Source organism: Pseudomonas sp. GW822-FHT02D10 (assembly GCF_058802345.1).
On the sequence record NZ_JBXAOB010000003.1, the window covers coordinates 342,931 to 360,288 of the forward strand.

The window sequence follows — 17,358 nt, forward strand, 5'->3', positions numbered from 1 at the left end:
AACCATGTCTCAACTCGAAATAATTTTTATCAGATACGGCAACAATCATTAACGAAATCCGCAAAGATCCGCCATGATATCGCGATTAATTCTCAACAAGAACCCCGAAAAATGTAGGTCTACTGTCCACAGTTCAGACAGCTTCAGCACCTCTCGAAGCATCGCCGACCTCGCCCAATCCCCCTTGTCACAAGGCCTTTGGCCATTCGTCCGGGCCTGTTAAAACTGCCTGCTGCAATGCATTTGCTGGCTTCCGGAGAGGCCCGTCAGCAAGGTAAATTCCTTGTCAGTTTCAGCGACGACAATCGTCTTTGAAATGAGTTGCGACACATGAGCTGTGACAACATGTCGCACGCTCGCCACACCCTTCTTTGCCGCACATCACAATCCTTTTACAAGGCCGCTGAAACGCAAAGCGCCCCGGCCTCTTTTCGAGGTCCGGGGCGCTTTATTCAAGGCCTGTGGCTGCGGCGAGAAGCCTCAGTTCAGGTGTTTGCGGTTACGCGAAATAAGCAGTGGCACCAGCACGACGGTCAACACGAAAGCCACCAGCGCCCACTGCGCCAGCGACAGGCCAAGGATCGGCGGGTACGGCGTCTCGCAGAAGCCGTCGACCTGGAAGCCCAGCGGAAAGATCTTCGCCAGCGGCAAGCCGTCGACAATCGGTTGCAGCACATCGATGCCGCAGCTGACCGCCGGGTAAAACTGCGTATAGACGTGATGCCCAGCCGCTGCAGCACCCGCGAGGGCGAAGATCACCACTAGCGTTTCAAACAGGGTGATGCTGCGACGGGTACGCATGGCCGCACCGATGAAGGCGCTGATCGCGATCAGCAACAGTGCGTAACGTTGCAGGATGCACAGCGGGCATGGCGCCTCGCCCAGCACCACTTGCATGTACAGCGCCCCACCGATCAGCGCCAGGCAGATGATGCCCAGCAACACCAGAAAGCGCCGCTCACGTCCCAACCGCCTCATTTCCTCATTCATCGCGTTTCCCTTCTAGATATCTGTTGCCGGGAAGTCTACACGCTGGCTCTGACGTTTGAGAGCCTGGCGCGTGCCGGTGGACAGGGGGGAATAGACGATAAGCCGGTTAAGAAGGGATTAACTTTCAAGTGTTTTGCAAGCATCGGGACCGCGGCGCGGCCATCGCGAGCAAGCTCGCTCCCACACTGGGCCGATGCGAACACACATCTTGCGTACGTCGCAGTTCCAATGTGGGAGCGAGCTTGCTCGCGATGAAGGCGACTCGGTCCCCCGAGTCGCCTTAGTACGCTTACTCCAGCGCAGCAGCCGGGCCGAAGAACTCGTAGCGGCTCTGCGTCTCTGGCACGCCCAGGGCCTTGAGGTGGCGCTTGATCGCGGTCATGAAACCTTTCGGGCCGAGGAAGTAAGCGTCCAGGTCGCGCTCTTCAGGCAACCAGTCCGCCAACTGCTCCTGGCTCAACAACCCGACCTTGTGCGCCGCCGGGCTGACGCCGTCATCTTCGGCGTAGCAGTAGAAGCGCTTGAGTTGCGGGTGACGCTCGGCCAGGCCATCGATCCAGTCGCGGAAGGCATGCACGCCGCCGTTACGCGCACAGTGAATAAAGTGCACTGGACGCTCGGTGGCCAGCGCCGCTTCAAGCATCGGCAGGGTTGGCGTGATACCGACGCCGCCGCTGATCAGCACCAGCGGCTTGTCGCTGGCGGTCAGGGTGAACTCACCTGCTGGCGGGAACAGCAGGATGCTCGCGCCGACAGGGAACTGGTCGTGCAGGTAATTCGAAGCGCGACCGCCCGCTTCGCGCTTGACGCTGATGCGGTACTGACCGTTGTCGCCCAGGGACGACAGCGAGTAGTTGCGACGAATTTCTTCACCGTCGAGGATCAGTTTCATGCCGATGTACTGGCCCGGTTCTGCCGCGAGAATCGGCCCCTTGTCCGCCGGTTCAAAGTAGAACGAGGTGATTTCCGCGCTCTCTTCCACGCGCTTGGCCAGTTTGAATTCCCGCGCCCCGCGCCAGCCACCATGGGCTTCGGCTTTCTGGTCGTAGATTGCGGTTTCGGCACCGATCAGGATATCGGCCAACTGGTTGTAGGCCGCGCCCCAGGCGCTCATTACTTCTGGCGTGGCGATCTCGTCACCCAGCACTTCGGAAATGGCCCGCAGCAGGCAAGTGCCGACAATTGGGTAATGCTCCGGAAGAATTTGCAGGGCCACGTGCTTGTTGATGATCTTCGCCACCAGGTCGCCCAACTGGTCGAGCTGATCGATGTGCCGCGCGTACATCAGCACCCCGCGCGCCAGGGCGCGAGGCTGGTCGCCGCTGGCCTGGTGCGCCTGGTTGAACAGCGGACGAACCTCCGGGTACTCGGAGAGCATCATGCGGTAGAAGTGAGTGATCAGGGCTTCGCCACCGCTTTCCAGCAGCGGTACGGTGGATTTGACGATGGCACGGTCTTGAGCGCTAAGCATTAAGGGGGGACTCCTGAACGACTGGGTTTATAGTTTTCTGCCCATGACGTATCAGTTTCCATGCCAAGAATTAAAACTATATAAATCAATAAGTTAATAAACAGGTAGTCATAACGACACAAGCGGATTTATAGTCACCTCGACTACATGGAGTCAATATGACTGCAAAATCCCTGCTCACCGCACTGCTGCCGCTGGTCTCCGACCTTTCCCGCGAACTGCCCGAAGGCGAGCGCTACCGGCGCCTGCTCGAAGCCATGCGCGCCCTGCTCCCCTGTGATGCCGCCGCCCTGCTGCGGCTCGACGGTGAATGGCTGGTGCCGTTGGCCGTGGATGGCCTGAGCACCGACACCCTGGGCCGGCGCTTCAAGGTCAGCGAACACCCGCGCTTTGCAGCACTGCTCAGCAGCTCGGAGCCGACGCGCTTCCCCAGCGACAGCACCTTGCCCGATCCCTATGACGGTTTGGTCGACGGCCACGGCGATCACCTGGAAGTCCACGACTGCATGGGTTGCCCGCTGTTTATCGATGAGCGTCCGTGGGGCTTGCTGACCCTCGATGCGCTGGACCCGGAGCGCTTCGAGCCGATCGAACTGGACGCCCTGCAAGCCTTTGCCAGCCTCGCCGCCGCCACGGTCAACGCCGCGGAACGCATCGAGCGGCTGGCCAATCGCGCAGAGGACGAGCACCAGCGCGCCGAGGTCTATCGCCAGGCCAGCGGCCAGCAGAACCGCGAAATGATCGGCCAGAGCAAAGCGCACAAGCGTTTAGTGGAAGAGATCAACCTGGTCGGCGGCAGCGACCTCACGGTGCTGATCACCGGCGAAACCGGGGTCGGTAAAGAGCTGGTGGCCCAGGCGATCCACGCCGCGTCACCGCGCGCCGACAAACCGATCATCAGCCTCAATTGCGCCGCGCTGCCCGACACCCTGGTGGAAAGCGAGCTGTTCGGCCATGTGCGCGGCGCGTTCACCGGGGCGATGAACGACCGGCGTGGCAAATTTGAACTGGCCAATGGCGGCACGCTGTTTCTCGATGAAGTCGGCGAGTTGTCGCTGACGGTGCAGGCCAAATTGCTCCGTGTACTGCAAAGCGGCCAGCTGCAGCGGCTCGGATCGGACAAGGAGCATCAGGTCGACGTGCGCCTGATCGCCGCGACCAACCGTGACCTCTCCGAAGAGGTGCGCAGCGGCCGCTACCGCGCCGACTTCTACCATCGCCTCAGCGTCTACCCGCTGCTGGTGCCGGCGCTGCGGGATCGCGGTCGGGATGTGTTGTTGCTCAGCGGTTACTTTCTTGAACAAAACCGCTCGCGGATGGGCCTCAACAGCCTGCGCCTGAGCAGCGACGCCCAAGCGTCACTGCTGGCTTACAGCTGGCCGGGCAACGTCCGCGAACTTGAGCACTTGATTGGCCGCAGCGCGTTGAAAGCGCTGGGCAACTCACGGGAACGGCCGAAGATTCTCAGCCTGAGTGCGGCGGATCTGGACTTACCCCACACGCCCCTTGAAACACCCCCACCGTCAGCGAGCACTGACCCGGCGCCCACCGGTGAAGTGTTCGGCGACCTGCGCCAGGCCACCGAACACTATCAACGCCAGCTGATCACCGCGTGTCTTGAACGCCACCAGAATAACTGGGCCAGCGCCGCCCGTGAGCTAGGCTTGGACCGGGCGAACCTTGGGCGGATGGCCAAGCGGTTGGGGATGAAATAGTCAGGCCAAAGCAAAGATCGCAGCCTTCGGCAGCTCCTACGCCGATCACATTTCCATGTAGGAGCTGCCGAAGGCTGCGATCTTTTGAGTCCGTCCGATATTCATTGGAGCTAAAGCCAGCCTCCAATACGTCGATAACCCGATATCAATAGTTGCTGGCGGTCCCACAATCGCCCATCACCTTTTTCCACAGAAGGTTTTTATGTCCTCCAACAAAGCCCGCGCAGATTCACTTTCGCTTCTGCTGTTTACCTTGCGCAGCGGCAAGCTGATGGCGATCAACCTGCTGAAAGTCAGTGAAATCATTCCCTGCCCGCCGCTGACCAAGCTGCCGGAGTCGCACCCGCACGTCAAAGGTATCGCCATCCTGCGCGGTGCCTCGTTGTCGGTGATCGACCTGAGCCGGGCGATCGGCGAACGGCCGCTGGTGGACCCGGACGGCGGCTGCCTGATCGTCACCGACGTCAGCCGCTCCAAACAGGGCCTGCACGTTCAGGCGGTGAGCAAGATCGTCCATTGCCTGACCACCGACATCCGCCCGCCGCCCTTCGGCTCCGGGGGCGTGCGCTCGTACATCACCGGCGTGACCTCGGTCGACGGCACGCTGGTGCAGGTGCTCGACATCGAGAAAGTCATCCACGGCATCGCCCCGGCGCAGATCGAAATGGCCCCGACCGAGCTGAGCATGGAAGACGCTGAAGTGCTGGGCAATGCACGCATTCTGGTGGTCGATGACAGCCAGGTGGCGCTGCAACAATCGGTACACACCCTGCGCAACCTCGGCCTGCAGTGCCACACCGCGCGCAGCGCCAGGGAAGCCATCGACTGCCTGCTGGACCTGCAAGGCACCGCGCAGCAGATCAACCTGATTGTCTCGGACATCGAAATGTCCGAGATGGACGGTTACGCCTTCACCCGAACCCTGCGTGAAACCCCGGATTTTTCTCACCTCTACATCCTGCTGCACACCTCGCTGGACAGTGCGATGAACAGCGAAAAGGCCCGTTTGGCCGGGGCGAACGCGGTGCTGACCAAGTTCTCCTCGCCAGAGCTGACCAAATGCCTGATCGAAGCCGCAAAAGCCGTCGCGCAGCAAGGTCATTGAGCCTTGGCTGAAGCGTATTGTTTGTTATTGCGGCGCTGCCTTGCCGGGGCGTTGCCGCCAGTTGTCTGGCCCGACGGTATCCAGCTGAGCCTCTATTGCCCGCAATTGGCTGAAGCCGTTCATGAGCTGATGGAGCAGGGTTATCAGCACGGCGGCGGTCGCGTACCGACGCTGGAGGTTTGGCGCGAGCGCTTTGAACGCGATGCCGAATATGACCCGGCGCTGTGTTTCATCGCCTCGGATACCCAAGGCATTGTTGGCGTGGCCCAATGCTGGACCAGCGCCTACATCAAGAACCTGGTGGTGCATCCACGCGCGCAGGGCCAAGGATTGGGACGAGCGCTGTTGTTGCATGCCTTCAGTGTGTTTCAACAACGACGCGAAGGCTTCGTTGATCTGAAGGTGCTGGAAGACAACCAGCGCGCTCGGCGCTTGTATGAAAACGCTGGAATGCGCGTAGTACGTCGGGAACTCGTTCCTGACTGACCCCGCTATCGCAAAGACGCCCCCACAACCCTCCTCAATCCTTCAGGCATACTTCATCCCTGGCCAAAACTCACCCAAGGATGCCCGAACCATGAAAGCCTCAAGCCTGATATTCATCAGCCTGACTGCAATCGCCAGCCAGGCCCTCGCTTCCAGCCCCGATGCCTGGGCCGCCCATGACACAGCCGTTCTTGCCAGCTGCACCAAGGCCAGCCAATTGAGTCATGTCAAACCCGTTGGCAATGCCGCGCAGTTCGATGATCGCGTCGGCTACACCGCGCTGTTGCTGCAAGGCCAGTACCCGCAAAAACACATGAAAGGCCAACAGGGCACTGAACTGTGCCTCTACAACAAGAAGAGCAAAACCGCGTATATCACCGAATGGGATTCGGTGCGTCCATGACTGGCGCACAACTTGCTTCGGGAGAGTCCCTCGCGGTGGTTTTTCGTCATCGCTGACGCCTCTGGAATGTGACCGGTCGCCCAATGAATACGACGTTTTCCTGCGTAGGTTGCGGCAAGTGCTGCAACGACCACCATGTACCTCTGACCCTCGCCGAGGCCCGGATGTGGGCGGCTGACGGTGGTGCCGTGATCGTGTTGGTGGAAGGTTTTCTCGGCAATGGTCTGGGCCTTCCGGCCTTGCAACGCGAGCACGCCGAACGCCGTTGCGTGGTGGTGCCCAGCGGCGCGACTCACGCCCATGTCGCGATCACCTTCGCCGCGTACAACGCCGGTCCCTGCCGGAATCTTGACGAAGACAACCTCTGCCGTATCTACGAACGCCGGCCTTTGGTCTGTCGTATCTACCCGATGGAAATCAATCCACACATTCCACTGACGCCAACGGCCAAGGATTGTCCGCCCGAATCGTGGGAACAAGGTCCTGCGTTGATCGTCGGCGGTCAGTTGGTCGATCAGGCGCTGGCCCATCTGATCCAACGCTCGCGTCAGGCGGACCGTGACGATATTCAAACCAAGGAAGCGATTTGCGAACGGTTGGGGATTCGAACCACGGCCCTCAAGGGGGACGGGTTTACCGCGTACCTGCCGGACATGGCGGCGTTTGCTTCGGCGATTGATCAGGTTCAGGCAGAGCCGTTGCCAGGTTCGGCCGGTGAATGGCAGTTCCATGTGTCGGGCAACGACATCGCCGAGCAACTACAGGCCGCCGGGGTGCAAGTGGCCACGGCAGAACCGCTGAACTATGCGTTTATCTCGTTGCGCGCGGCCTAGCCGCGCCTGTGCCAGAACTCCCGCGCCAGCGACCGCAAATCATCCGCCAGCCCCGCCACATCCCCCGAGTTGATATGGCTGCGCTGCCCCGCCAGCACCGTCACTTCGCTCGCCTGACGGATGCTGATGATGTTGCGGTTGATGTCTTCGCTGACTGCACTTTGCTGCTCTACCGCAGCGGCGATCTGCAGGCTCATTTCGGTGATCTGATTGACCCGCTGGCTGATGCCGTCCAACGCAGCGGTAGCACGTTCGGCCTGATCGACGCTGCTCTCGGCATGCTGACTGCTTTGCTGCATCACCAGCACCGCATCGCGCGCGCCGTTTTGCAGGGTGCTGATCATGCGCTGGATCTCGTTGGTCGACTGCTGAGTGCGCTGGGCCAGCCCGCGCACTTCGTCGGCCACCACCGCAAAACCACGACCGGCATCACCCGCCCGGGCCGCTTCGATGGCAGCGTTGAGCGCCAGCAAATTGGTTTGCTCGGCGATGCTGCGAATCACCTCCAGCACACCGGAAATGTCGCTGCTGTGGCCTTCGAGCTGATGAATCACCTCGGTGGCGCGCACCAGCTCGCTGGCCAGGCGCAGCACCGCGCTGCGGCTCTCTCCCACCAACTGATGACCTTCACAGGTTTCGCCTGTGGCCTGATCGGCAGCCTGAGACGCTTGCTGCGCATGACTGGCGACCTGTGCGACGCTGGCGGCCATCTGATGAATCGCGGCGGCGACCTGGTCGGTTTCCGCCTGCTGCTCCAGGATGCTGCGATGACTGCTTTGCAGGTGATCAACCAGCTCGGCGGCATGCCCGGCCAAGCGTTGCGAGGCATCGCCGATACGCCCGACCACCGCGCCCACCTGAGCCTCAAGCATCTGCAAGGCGAATTCGATCTGCCCCACTTCATCGCGCCGCCCGGTGTAGATCCCTTGGCTCAACGGGTTGTCGGCCATCAATCGGGCGCGCTCGGTCAAGCGCGCAAAGGGCCGCAACAGCAGGCCGACGCCAAGCCCTGCGGCCACACTGCCCACCGCCAGCACCGACAGTAACAACCACGGTGAAACAACCGTCAGCCAAACGGCGGCAACCAGGGTCAACGCCATCACCGCGCTGAACATCGCCCACAGCTTGAGGTTCATTCCGACTGCTGGCAGAGAACTCCATAGCGTTGAACGACGGCTGCGCAGTTGTGCGTAGGCTTTTTCCGCCGCCTCGATCTGCCGGACACTGGGCTTGGTTCTGACCGATTGATACTCCACCGCCGCCCCATTGCGAGTCACTGGTGTGACAAAAGCACTGACCCAATAGTGATCGCCGTTTTTGCAGCGGTTTTTCACCAGGCCCATCCACGAACGGCCACGCTTGAGTGTCTGCCACAGATGCTCGAACGCCGCCGTCGGCATGTCCGGGTGGCGCAACAGGTTGTGTGGGGAGCCCAGCAACTCTTCGCGGCTGTAACCGCTGATCTTGATGAAATCAGCATTGGCGTAGGTGATTGCGCTGGTCAGATCGGTGGTCGAGAGAATGTTCGCATCGGGGGCAAAATCCACATTTCGCCCCGTTACCGGGAGATTGATCTTCATGGAAAGCGCGCTCGTTTTAAGGGAAGAGTCGGCAGGGCTGCTGACTCTAAGCGCACTGATTCCGCAAACACTGATCTGGCTCAGCAAATGAGCACTTAGCCATCATTGGCGTTATACGCCGCCAATAATGGCCAAATCAGCCCAGGTTTCGACTCAGCGCTTACCCATCGAGCGACGGGTGCCAGGAGGCGCTGCGCCAGGGGTCTTGGTATGGCCATTCTTGGCGCCGTTCTTGTACCACGGCTGATTGGCGTTTTTGGCGGCTGCCAGCTCGCCCGGCTTGAACGGGAACTTGAAGGCCGGGATGGCGGCGCGGGTTTCGCTGTCGGCGCTGGAGTCGACGCTGTCTGGCAGGTCAGCCTGTTCGTCAGCAGCAGGCGCTTGTGTCGGGGAAGTCATGAATGCTCCGGGTGATGCACATAGAGTCGGGCCCGATGGGTGGACCGCGTAAGGCCGGCAGTATACCTGCGCGCCCCTGATCTTTAACCTCCCGACGCATGAATGGTCGCCTTTGCTGACAGCCCTGTCAGTTAGCGGTCACCCTGCTGACCGCAACGAAGGACTATAAATAGGCCATTATTCTCCGTCTTTTTTGCCCCGGCGCTCGATGCTCATGCCCATTCCAGGAAAAAAACTGCTGATCGCCGCGCTGCTGGTGACTGTCACTGCCGTGGCCATTGGGGTTGCGCTCAAACCCGCGACGAGCAAACTCTCGGCACCCACTGCGATTCCGGTCCGAGTGGTCAGCGTCGTCGAACGCGATGTACCGCGTTACGTCAGCGGGATTGGTTCGGTGCTGTCATTGCACAGTGTGGTGATACGTCCGCAGATCGACGGCATTCTCACCAGACTGCTGGTCAAGGAAGGCCAGTTGGTCAAGGCCGGTGATCTGCTGGCGACCATCGACGATCGCTCGATCCGCGCCAGCCTCGATCAGGCCCGTGCGCAACTGGGTGAAAACCAGGCACAGTTGCAGGTTGCGGAGGTCAATCTCAAACGTTACAAATTGCTGAGTGTCGATGACGGCGTCTCCAAGCAGACCTACGACCAGCAACAAGCCCTGGTCAATCAGTTGAAAGCCACCGCGCAGCGCAATCAGGCGGCTATTGATGCGGCGCAGGTGCAGCTCTCCTACACACAGATTCGCTCGCCGGTGACTGGCCGCGTCGGTATTCGCACCGTGGATGAAGGCAACTTCCTGCGCATGAGCGATACCCAAGGGCTGTTCTCGGTGACCCAGATCGACCCGATTGCCGTCGATTTCTCCCTGCCGCAGCAAATGCTGCCGACGCTGCAACAACTGATCAGCGCAACGACTCCCGCCGACGTGAACGCCTACCTCGGTGCCGACACCAATGGCCAGACCGGCGACTTGCTTGGCGAAGGCCACCTGACGCTGATCGACAACCAGATCAATACCAACACCGGGACCATTCGCGCCAAGGCCGAATTCAACAACGCCGGGCAAAAACTCTGGCCGGGACAACTGGTGACCATCAGGATCCAGACCGCCCTCGACAAGCATGCCCTGGTGGTGCCGCCGAGCGTGGTCCAGCGCGGGCTGGATCAGCCTTTCGTTTACCGGGTCAACGGCGACAAGGTCGAGTCCGTTCCGGTGCAAATGGTCTATCAAGACAGTGGGCTGAACATTATCAAGGGTGTGCAGGCCGGTGATGTGCTGGTCAGCGATGGTCAGTCGCGGCTCAAGCCCGGTGCCAGCGTGCAGATTCTCAGAGAGCCGCCAGCGCTCACGCAAAGCACTACGGCGGAGCAGCAACCATGAAGGTCCATGGCGGTATTTCTGCCTGGTGTATCGACCATCCGGTCGCCACGGTCCTGCTGACCTTCGCGCTGGTGCTGCTCGGTTTGATCGCCTTCCCGCGCCTGCCCATTGCACCTTTGCCAGAGGCCGAGTTTCCGACCATTCAGGTCGCTGCCCGATTGCCCGGCGCCAGCCCCGACACCATGGCTTCGTCGGTAGCGACGCCGTTGGAGGTGCAATTCAGTGCCATTCCCGGCATGACCCAAATGACCTCCAGCAGCGCCTTGGGTTCGACCAACCTGACCCTGCAATTCACCCTCAATAAAAGCATCGACACCGCCGCGCAAGAAGTTCAGGCCGCGATCAACACCGCCGCCGGCAAACTGCCCAAGGACATGCCGACGCTGCCGACCTGGCGCAAGGTCAACCCGTCCGACAGCCCGGTGCTGATCCTCAGCGTCAGTTCGACGCAAATGCCCGGTACCGAACTCAGCGACTACGCCGAAACCCTGCTGGCGCGGCAACTGAGCCAGATCGACGGCGTCGGCCAGATCTACATCACCGGCCAGCAACGTCCGGCGATTCGGGTCCAGGCCTCGGCCGACAAACTCGCCGCCATCGGCCTGACCCTGGCCGATGTACGCCTGGCCATTCAGAAAACCAGTCTCAACCTGGCCAAAGGCGCGCTGTACGGTGAGTCGAGCATTTCCACGTTGTCGACCAACGATCAGCTGTTCCATCCCGACGAGTATGGTCAGCTCATCGTCTCTTACAAGAACGGCGCACCGGTCCAGCTCAGGGACGTGGCCACCGTGGTCAGTGGCTCGGAAGACGCCTACGTCCAGGCCTGGTCCGGCGATCGGCCGGGAGTCAACCTGATTATCCTGCGGCAACCGGGCGCGAACATCGTCGACACCGTGGACCGGATTCAAACCGCATTGCCGAGCCTTCAAGCGATGCTCCCGGCGTCGATACAGGTCAGCGTGCTGATCGACCGGACCCAGACCATCCGCGCTTCGCTGCACGAGGTGGAAGTCACGCTGCTGATCGCGATTCTGTTGGTGATTGCGGTGATGGCGCTGTTCCTGCGCCAGTGGTCGGCGACGCTGATCGTCTCCAGCGTGCTCGGGGTTTCGCTGATCGCCAGTATCGCGCTGATGTACATCATGGGCTTCAGCCTGAACAACCTGACCCTGGTGGCGATCGTCATTTCCGTGGGTTTTGTGGTCGACGATGCGATTGTGGTGGTGGAAAACATCCACCGCCACCTGGAGGCCGGCGACGGCATGCGCGAAGCGGCAATCAAGGGCGCTGGCGAGATCGGATTTACGGTGCTCTCGATCAGCATCTCGCTGGTCGCGGCGTTCATTCCGCTGCTGTTCATGGGCGGAGTGGTCGGCCGGTTGTTCAAGGAGTTCGCCCTCACTGCGACCTCGACCATTTTGATTTCGGTGGTGGTTTCTCTCACCCTGGCACCCACCATGGCCGCCCTGTTCATGCGTGCGCCGGTACACGACGCCGACGCCAAACCGGGTTTCGGCGAACGCCTGCTGGCGCTCTATGAGCGCGCACTGCGCCGCGCCCTCGCCCATCAAAAGCTGATGCTGGGCGTCTTCAGCCTGACGTTAGGCATGGCGATTGCCGGGTATGTGTTCATCCCCAAAGGTTTCTTTCCGATCCAGGACACCGGGTTTGTCCTTGGCACCACGGAAGCAGCGGCTGATGTCTCCTACCCGGAAATGGTCAAAAAACACCAGGCCCTGGCCGAGATCGTCGCTGCCGACCCGGCGGTGCAGACCTTCTCCCATTCGGTCGGCGTATCAGGCAGCAACCAGACCATCGCCAATGGACGCTTCTGGATTTCCTTGAAAAAACGCGGTGACCGCGATGTGTCCGCCAGTGCGTTCATCGACCGGATTCGTCCGCAACTGATGAAGATTCCGGGCATCGTGCTGTACCTGCGCGCCGGACAAGACATCAACCTCAGCTCCGGCCCCAGCCGCGCTCAGTACCAATATGTGCTCAAGAGTAACGACGGCCCGACGCTGAACCTCTGGACCCAGCGCCTGACCGAAAAGCTGCGCGGCATTGCGGCATTCCGCGATATTTCCAACGACCTGCAACTGGGCGGCAGCATCACCCACATCAACATCGACCGTGCCGCTGCAGCGCGCTTCGGGCTGACCGCCAGCGATGTCGACGAAGCGCTCTACGACGCCTTCGGCCAACGGCAGGTCAACGAGTTCCAGACCGAAATCAACCAGTACAACGTGATCCTCGAACTCGACACCCGCCAACGCGGCAAGGCTGAAAGCCTCGCCTACTTCTACCTGCGCTCGCCGCTGAGTGGCGAGATGGTGCCGTTGTCGGCACTGGCCCGTTTCGATGCGCCGACCATCGGCCCATTGTCCATCGCCCACGACGGCATGTTCCCGGCCGCCAACCTGTCGTTCAACCTCGCTCCTGGCGTGGCGCTGGGCGATGCGGTGATTTTGCTCAATCAGGCGAAGAACGAAATCGGCATGCCGGCCTCGGTCAACGGTAATTTCCAGGGCGCGGCCCAGGCATTCCAGAGTTCTCTGGCCAGCCAGCCGTGGCTGATTCTGGCGGCGCTGGTGGCGGTGTACATCATTCTTGGCGTGCTTTATGAGAGTTTCGTGCACCCGCTGACGATCATCTCGACCTTGCCTTCCGCTGGCCTCGGCGCCTTGATTTTGCTGTGGCTCCTCGGCCAGGACTTCTCGATCATGGCGCTGATCGGCCTGGTGCTGCTGATCGGTATCGTCAAGAAGAACGGCATCCTGATGATCGACTTCGCCCTCGATGCCCAGCGCAATCGTGGGCAGTCCTCGGAAGAAGCGATCTTTGAGGCGTGTCTCACGCGGTTTCGGCCGATCATGATGACCACCCTCGCCGCCCTGCTCGGCGCCCTGCCGCTGATGCTCGGTTATGGCACCGGTGCCGAACTGCGCCAGCCGCTGGGGATCGCGGTGGTCGGCGGTTTGCTGGTCAGCCAGGCGCTGACGCTGTTTACCACGCCAGTCATATACTTATGGCTTGAGCGAGTGTTCCATCGGTCCACACCAGCGCCTGCGCTGGCGACCACACACTGAGGCGGGTCATGCGCGTTCTGATTATCGAAGACGAAGAGAAAACCGCGGATTATCTGTACCGCGGCCTGACCGAACAGGGTTACACCGTGGACCGGGCCCCGGACGGGGTCGAAGGCCTGCACCTGGCGCTCGAAAACGATTACGCGGTGATCATCCTCGACGTGATGCTGCCGGGCCTCGACGGCTATGGCGTGCTGCGCGCCCTGCGTGCCCGCAAACAGACCCCGGTGATCATGCTCACCGCCCGCGAGCGCGTGGAAGACCGGATCAAGGGCCTGCGCGATGGTGCCGACGATTACCTCGGCAAACCCTTTTCGTTTCTCGAATTGGTCGCCCGCCTGCAAGCCTTGACCCGCCGCAGTGGCGGTCATGAGCCGGTGCAAGTGACCATCGCCGACCTGTGGATTGATTTGATCAGCCGCAAGGCCACCCGTGCCGGCACGCGGCTGGACCTGACCGCCAAGGAGTTCTCGCTGCTCAGCGTGCTGGCCCGGCGCCAGGGTGAAATCCTCTCGAAAACCGCAATTGCCGAGATGGTCTGGGATATCAATTTCGACAGCGACGCCAACGTCGTCGAAGTCGCGATCAAGCGTCTGCGGGCGAAGATCGACGGGCCGTTCGAAGAGAAGTTGCTGCACACCATTCGCGGTATGGGTTACGTGCTGGAGAGCCGCAGTGCGCAGTAACAGTATCGCGTTGCGCCTGAGCGGCATGTTCACGCTGGTGGCGGCGCTGGTGTTTCTGTTGATCGGCTGGGCGCTGTACCAACAGGTCGAAAAGGGCCTGGCGCTGTTGCCGGAAGCCGAACTGGATGCGCGTTACAGCGTGCTCGAATCCACGGTCGGGCGCTTTGGCACGCCGGAGCATTGGCTGAAGATCAACAACAAACTCAAGCTGCTCGGCGAAGAAGACAAGCGCATCAGTTTCTGGATCATCAGCGGCGATGCCAACTACGAATACGGCAACATCACCCCACAGATCCGCGCCTTTGCTGAAGGCCCGATGGGCAGGCGTGACTTGAAACTGCCCGATCACCCCTATCCGCTGAAGGTCCTGGTCAGCCAGTTCCCGGCCAAGGACCAACGGCCACCGCTGCGTTTCATGATCGGCATCGACACCGAAACCTTTTACCAGACTCAGCATCACTTGCTGACGGCCTTGATCAGCCTGGCGATCATCGGCGTGCTGCTGGCTTCGGTGCTGGGTTACTGGGTGGCGCGGATCGGCCTCAAACCCTTGATCAAGTTGTCTCAGGAAGCCCAACGACTGGCGCCGCCGTTGCTGTCCGGACGGCTGCAACTGTCGCCTCTGCCGCCGGAACTCAACCAGTTCGTCAGCTCGTTCAACTCGACGCTGGAGCGGGTCGAGCAAGCCTATACCCGTCTCGAATCGTTCAACGCCGACGTCGCCCACGAACTGCGCTCGCCGCTGACCAACCTGATCGGTCAGACCCAGGTTGCCCTGACGCGTGGGCGCTCGGCGGAACACTACTTCGAAGTGCTGCAATCAAACCTCGAAGAGCTCGAACGGCTGCGGTCGATCATCAACGACATGCTGTTTCTGGCCAGCGCCGACCAAGGCAGCAAGGCCACCCAGCTGACCTCCACCTCACTGGCCGGCGAAGTAGCCACCACCCTGGACTACCTGGACTTCATTCTCGAAGACGCTCAGGTCAAGGTTCAGGTCAGCGGCGACGCCCAGGTGCAAATCGAGATTGCGCACCTGCGCCGGGCGCTGATCAACCTGCTGAACAACGCCGTGCAACACACCGCCCCCGGCCAGGTCATTCAAGTGCAGATCGATGTTCAGGAACACCAGGTGTGCATCGGCGTCACCAACCCTGGCGAGCCGATCGCCAGCGAACACCTGCCGCGCTTGTTCGAGCGCTTCTACCGGGCCGACGCCTCGCGCAGCAACAGCGGTGCCAACCATGGCCTGGGGCTGGCCATCGTCAAGGCGATTGCGCTGATGCACGGCGGCGATGTGTTTGCGCGCAGTGATAACGGCGTAAATACGTTCGGGATCTATTTGCCGGTTTGATACCCCCCAGGTCTCGCTCTTATCGCTCCCACGCCCCCTCCAGGAAAGTTTCTGCACCATGGCCAGCACCTTCGCTGGCCTTTTTTATCTCCGGGATCTATACAGGGAGCTGGGCACAAACGATCAACGAACTGATATCTGCAATGCTGCCCGGCCCGTTCGGGAACTACGCTGATGATGTCCCTCTGCAGAAATCAGAACCATGAGCGCAAGCCGTCCGCACACCCACATAACGGGCACTACCCGTCGACCGGAATTCATGCTGATTCTCGGCAGCTCGCTGACCGTCATCGCGATCATCTCCATCGTCACTTTCCTGCTGATCCGCGAACACGCCACTGCCATGCAAGCAGCCACTCGCGGCGCGACCAACATCGTGCAACTGATCGACGCCGATGTGTTGCGCAACGTCGAACTCTATGACCTGTCACTGCAAGGGTTGATTGCTGCCGCCCAACGCGACGACTTGCAGAAGGTTTCCGCTCAGATCCGTCACCTGGTGCTGTTCGACCGATCCAGCACGGCACGTTTCAAGGGCGATATCCTGTTGCTCGACAAGCGTGGCGAGGTGATCGCCGATTCGTCGCTGGTTCAGCCAAAACCCGCCAACTTCGCCGACCACGACTACTTCCAGGCCCACGTTTCCAACAGCGACACCGGGATGTTTATCAGTCGCCCGTTCAAACCCCATTGCGACTGCGCCGACAGCGATCAGTGGCGCATCAGCTTCAGCCGGCGCATCTCTTCACCCACCGGGGAGTTTCTCGGCGTTGCCGCCGCCTCGATGCGCCTGGCGTACTTTGATGAGCTGTTCAACAGCTTGAACATCGGCGTCGACAGCACCCTCAACGTGCTCGACAAGGACGGCATTCTGCTGGCGCAGAAGCCCATGCTGACGGACGACAGCATTGGCAAGAGCTTCGGCAGTCGACCCAACGTCATCCGCATCATGCGTGCTGGCAGTGGCAGCTTCGTCAGCGTCTCGAACACGGACCACCAGGACCGTCTGTACACCTTCTCGCGCGTCGGCAACCTGCCGTTGACGGTCATCGTCGCGCTCTCCATGGACGAAGTCTTCGCCTCCTGGAAACGCACCGCCTACGTTATCAGTGGTGCCACCGGTGTGCTGTGTATCGGCCTGATGTGGCTGACCTTGCTGCTGTGCCGCGAGTTGCGCCTGCGCCGTCACGCCGAGCAGGAACTGGCGCAACAGGCGGCCATCGATGCCCTCACCGGCGTGGCTAACCGCCGGACGCTCGACCAGGCTCTGAACCGCGAATGGTCCCGTGCTCAGCGCTCAGGCAAGCCGCTGTCGGTGCTGATGATCGACGCCGATCACTTCAAGTCGTTCAACGACCGCCACGGCCATCAGGGCGGCGACGATGCCTTGCGGGTGCTCGCCAGGGTCATCAGCGAAAACCTTCGTCGTCCGTCCGATCTCGCCGCACGGTATGGCGGTGAGGAGTTTTCTGTGGTGCTGGCCGAGACTGACACCGCCGGTGCGCTGCGGATTGCCGAAAATATCCGTGCGGCAGTCGAGCAACTGCCGCCGTTCGAAGGCGACGAGTCACCGGTCACCGTCAGCATCGGCCTCAGCACCTCGACAGGGCAACCGGGCGAGAGCCTGGAAAACCTGATGTACGCCGCCGACAAAGCGCTGTATCAGGCCAAGCACCGTGGGCGTAACCGGGTGGAGGCTGCCAACTGAGGATTTGTGCCGCGGCGACTGGCCTCTTCGCGGGCAAGCGAACGTCGCCCGGACCATCCCACATTTGATCTTCAGTGCCCAGAGCATCTGTGCTCGACGACGATCCCCTGTGGGGCGGGCTTGCCCGCGAAGAGGTCATCACAGACAACACA

At 61.1% G+C, this 17,358-nt stretch carries 14 protein-coding genes and 1 pseudogene; 10 read left to right on the forward strand and 5 right to left on the reverse strand.

Annotated features, from left to right (window positions below):
• Positions 1-480: 480 nt before the first annotated feature.
• Positions 481-990 carry a disulfide bond formation protein B gene (locus AC1RPZ_RS07205; protein WP_493136220.1) on the reverse strand — a complete coding sequence of 170 codons (510 nt, stop codon included), beginning with the start codon at positions 988-990 and terminating at the stop codon, positions 481-483.
• Between the two features lie 289 nt (positions 991-1,279).
• Complete coding sequence (hmpA, locus tag AC1RPZ_RS07210; protein ID WP_493136222.1) at positions 1,280-2,461, reverse strand: NO-inducible flavohemoprotein; 1,182 nt, start codon at positions 2,459-2,461, stop codon at positions 1,280-1,282.
• Between the two features lie 158 nt (positions 2,462-2,619).
• On the opposite strand from hmpA, the gene norR reads away from it, so the two are divergent.
• The 5 genes from norR to AC1RPZ_RS07235 all read left to right on the forward strand — a co-directional run bounded on the left by norR (position 2,620) and on the right by AC1RPZ_RS07235 (position 7,003).
• Positions 2,620-4,176 carry a nitric oxide reductase transcriptional regulator NorR gene (norR, locus tag AC1RPZ_RS07215; protein ID WP_493136224.1) on the forward strand — a complete coding sequence of 519 codons (1,557 nt, stop codon included), beginning with the start codon at positions 2,620-2,622 and terminating at the stop codon, positions 4,174-4,176.
• 202 nt (positions 4,177-4,378) lie between these two features.
• Positions 4,379-5,281, forward strand: coding sequence for a chemotaxis protein CheV (locus tag AC1RPZ_RS07220; protein WP_493136226.1), 903 nt, complete (start codon positions 4,379-4,381; stop codon positions 5,279-5,281).
• 3 nt (positions 5,282-5,284) lie between these two features.
• Positions 5,285-5,767 (forward strand): GNAT family N-acetyltransferase, encoded by a 483-nt coding sequence (locus AC1RPZ_RS07225; RefSeq protein ID WP_493136228.1) that lies wholly within the window; start codon positions 5,285-5,287, stop codon positions 5,765-5,767.
• 91 nt (positions 5,768-5,858) lie between these two features.
• Complete coding sequence (locus tag AC1RPZ_RS07230; RefSeq protein WP_493136231.1) at positions 5,859-6,170, forward strand: hypothetical protein; 312 nt, start codon at positions 5,859-5,861, stop codon at positions 6,168-6,170.
• 83 nt (positions 6,171-6,253) lie between these two features.
• A complete protein-coding gene (locus AC1RPZ_RS07235; protein ID WP_493136234.1) occupies positions 6,254-7,003 on the forward strand; it encodes a YkgJ family cysteine cluster protein in 750 nt (249 codons plus the stop codon).
• On the opposite strand, the gene AC1RPZ_RS07240 is transcribed toward AC1RPZ_RS07235, so the two are convergent.
• The 3 genes and pseudogenes from AC1RPZ_RS07240 to AC1RPZ_RS07250 form a co-directional block, all read right to left on the reverse strand.
• The gene (locus AC1RPZ_RS07240) at positions 7,000-8,103 is read right to left on the reverse strand and encodes a methyl-accepting chemotaxis protein (RefSeq protein ID WP_493136448.1); all 1,104 of its coding nucleotides are present in this window, start codon (positions 8,101-8,103) and stop codon (positions 7,000-7,002) included. The genes AC1RPZ_RS07235 and AC1RPZ_RS07240 overlap by 4 nt on opposite strands.
• Before the next feature lie 198 nt (positions 8,104-8,301).
• Positions 8,302-8,583: pseudogene (locus AC1RPZ_RS07245) on the reverse strand (PAS domain-containing protein); the annotation flags it as partial.
• Between the two features lie 153 nt (positions 8,584-8,736).
• A complete protein-coding gene (locus tag AC1RPZ_RS07250) occupies positions 8,737-8,982 on the reverse strand; it encodes a hypothetical protein (protein WP_493136236.1) in 246 nt (81 codons plus the stop codon).
• A 214-nt stretch (positions 8,983-9,196) separates the two neighbouring features.
• Between AC1RPZ_RS07250 and AC1RPZ_RS07255 the strand changes: the two genes are divergently transcribed.
• From AC1RPZ_RS07255 to AC1RPZ_RS07275, 5 genes are all read left to right on the forward strand, one after another.
• Entirely contained in the window at positions 9,197-10,366 is a 1,170-nt protein-coding gene (locus tag AC1RPZ_RS07255) for an efflux RND transporter periplasmic adaptor subunit (RefSeq protein WP_493136238.1), read from the forward strand.
• Positions 10,363-13,458 (forward strand): multidrug efflux RND transporter permease subunit, encoded by a 3,096-nt coding sequence (locus AC1RPZ_RS07260; RefSeq protein WP_493136240.1) that lies wholly within the window; start codon positions 10,363-10,365, stop codon positions 13,456-13,458. Before AC1RPZ_RS07255 ends, AC1RPZ_RS07260 begins: the two co-directional genes overlap by 4 nt.
• 8 nt (positions 13,459-13,466) lie before the next feature.
• Positions 13,467-14,144, forward strand: a complete 678-nt coding sequence (locus tag AC1RPZ_RS07265; RefSeq protein ID WP_477768028.1) for a heavy metal response regulator transcription factor — start codon at positions 13,467-13,469, stop codon at positions 14,142-14,144.
• Positions 14,134-15,498: a heavy metal sensor histidine kinase gene (locus AC1RPZ_RS07270; RefSeq protein ID WP_493136242.1), complete on the forward strand. Its 1,365-nt coding sequence runs from the start codon at positions 14,134-14,136 to the stop codon at positions 15,496-15,498. Before AC1RPZ_RS07265 ends, AC1RPZ_RS07270 begins: the two co-directional genes overlap by 11 nt.
• A 202-nt stretch (positions 15,499-15,700) precedes the next feature.
• Positions 15,701-17,206: a sensor domain-containing diguanylate cyclase gene (locus AC1RPZ_RS07275; RefSeq protein ID WP_493136244.1), complete on the forward strand. Its 1,506-nt coding sequence runs from the start codon at positions 15,701-15,703 to the stop codon at positions 17,204-17,206.
• Positions 17,207-17,358 lie beyond the last annotated feature (152 nt).

Bases quoted from the DNA above. Each gene is read 5' to 3' on its own strand.
- AC1RPZ_RS07260 (WP_493136240.1), top strand. From the start codon at position 10,363: ATGAAGGTCCATGGCGGTATTTCTGCCTGGTGTATCGACCATCCGGTC.
- hmpA (WP_493136222.1), bottom strand. From the start codon at position 2,461: ATGCTTAGCGCTCAAGACCGTGCCATCGTCAAATCCACCGTACCGCTG.
- AC1RPZ_RS07220 (WP_493136226.1), top strand. From the start codon at position 4,379: ATGTCCTCCAACAAAGCCCGCGCAGATTCACTTTCGCTTCTGCTGTTT.
- AC1RPZ_RS07275 (WP_493136244.1), top strand. From the start codon at position 15,701: ATGAGCGCAAGCCGTCCGCACACCCACATAACGGGCACTACCCGTCGA.
- AC1RPZ_RS07240 (WP_493136448.1), bottom strand. From the start codon at position 8,103: ATGGCGTTGACCCTGGTTGCCGCCGTTTGGCTGACGGTTGTTTCACCG.
- norR (WP_493136224.1), top strand. From the start codon at position 2,620: ATGACTGCAAAATCCCTGCTCACCGCACTGCTGCCGCTGGTCTCCGAC.
- AC1RPZ_RS07230 (WP_493136231.1), top strand. From the start codon at position 5,859: ATGAAAGCCTCAAGCCTGATATTCATCAGCCTGACTGCAATCGCCAGC.
- AC1RPZ_RS07235 (WP_493136234.1), top strand. From the start codon at position 6,254: ATGAATACGACGTTTTCCTGCGTAGGTTGCGGCAAGTGCTGCAACGAC.
- AC1RPZ_RS07250 (WP_493136236.1), bottom strand. From the start codon at position 8,982: ATGACTTCCCCGACACAAGCGCCTGCTGCTGACGAACAGGCTGACCTG.
- AC1RPZ_RS07255 (WP_493136238.1), top strand. From the start codon at position 9,197: ATGCCCATTCCAGGAAAAAAACTGCTGATCGCCGCGCTGCTGGTGACT.
- AC1RPZ_RS07265 (WP_477768028.1), top strand. From the start codon at position 13,467: ATGCGCGTTCTGATTATCGAAGACGAAGAGAAAACCGCGGATTATCTG.
- AC1RPZ_RS07205 (WP_493136220.1), bottom strand. From the start codon at position 990: ATGAATGAGGAAATGAGGCGGTTGGGACGTGAGCGGCGCTTTCTGGTG.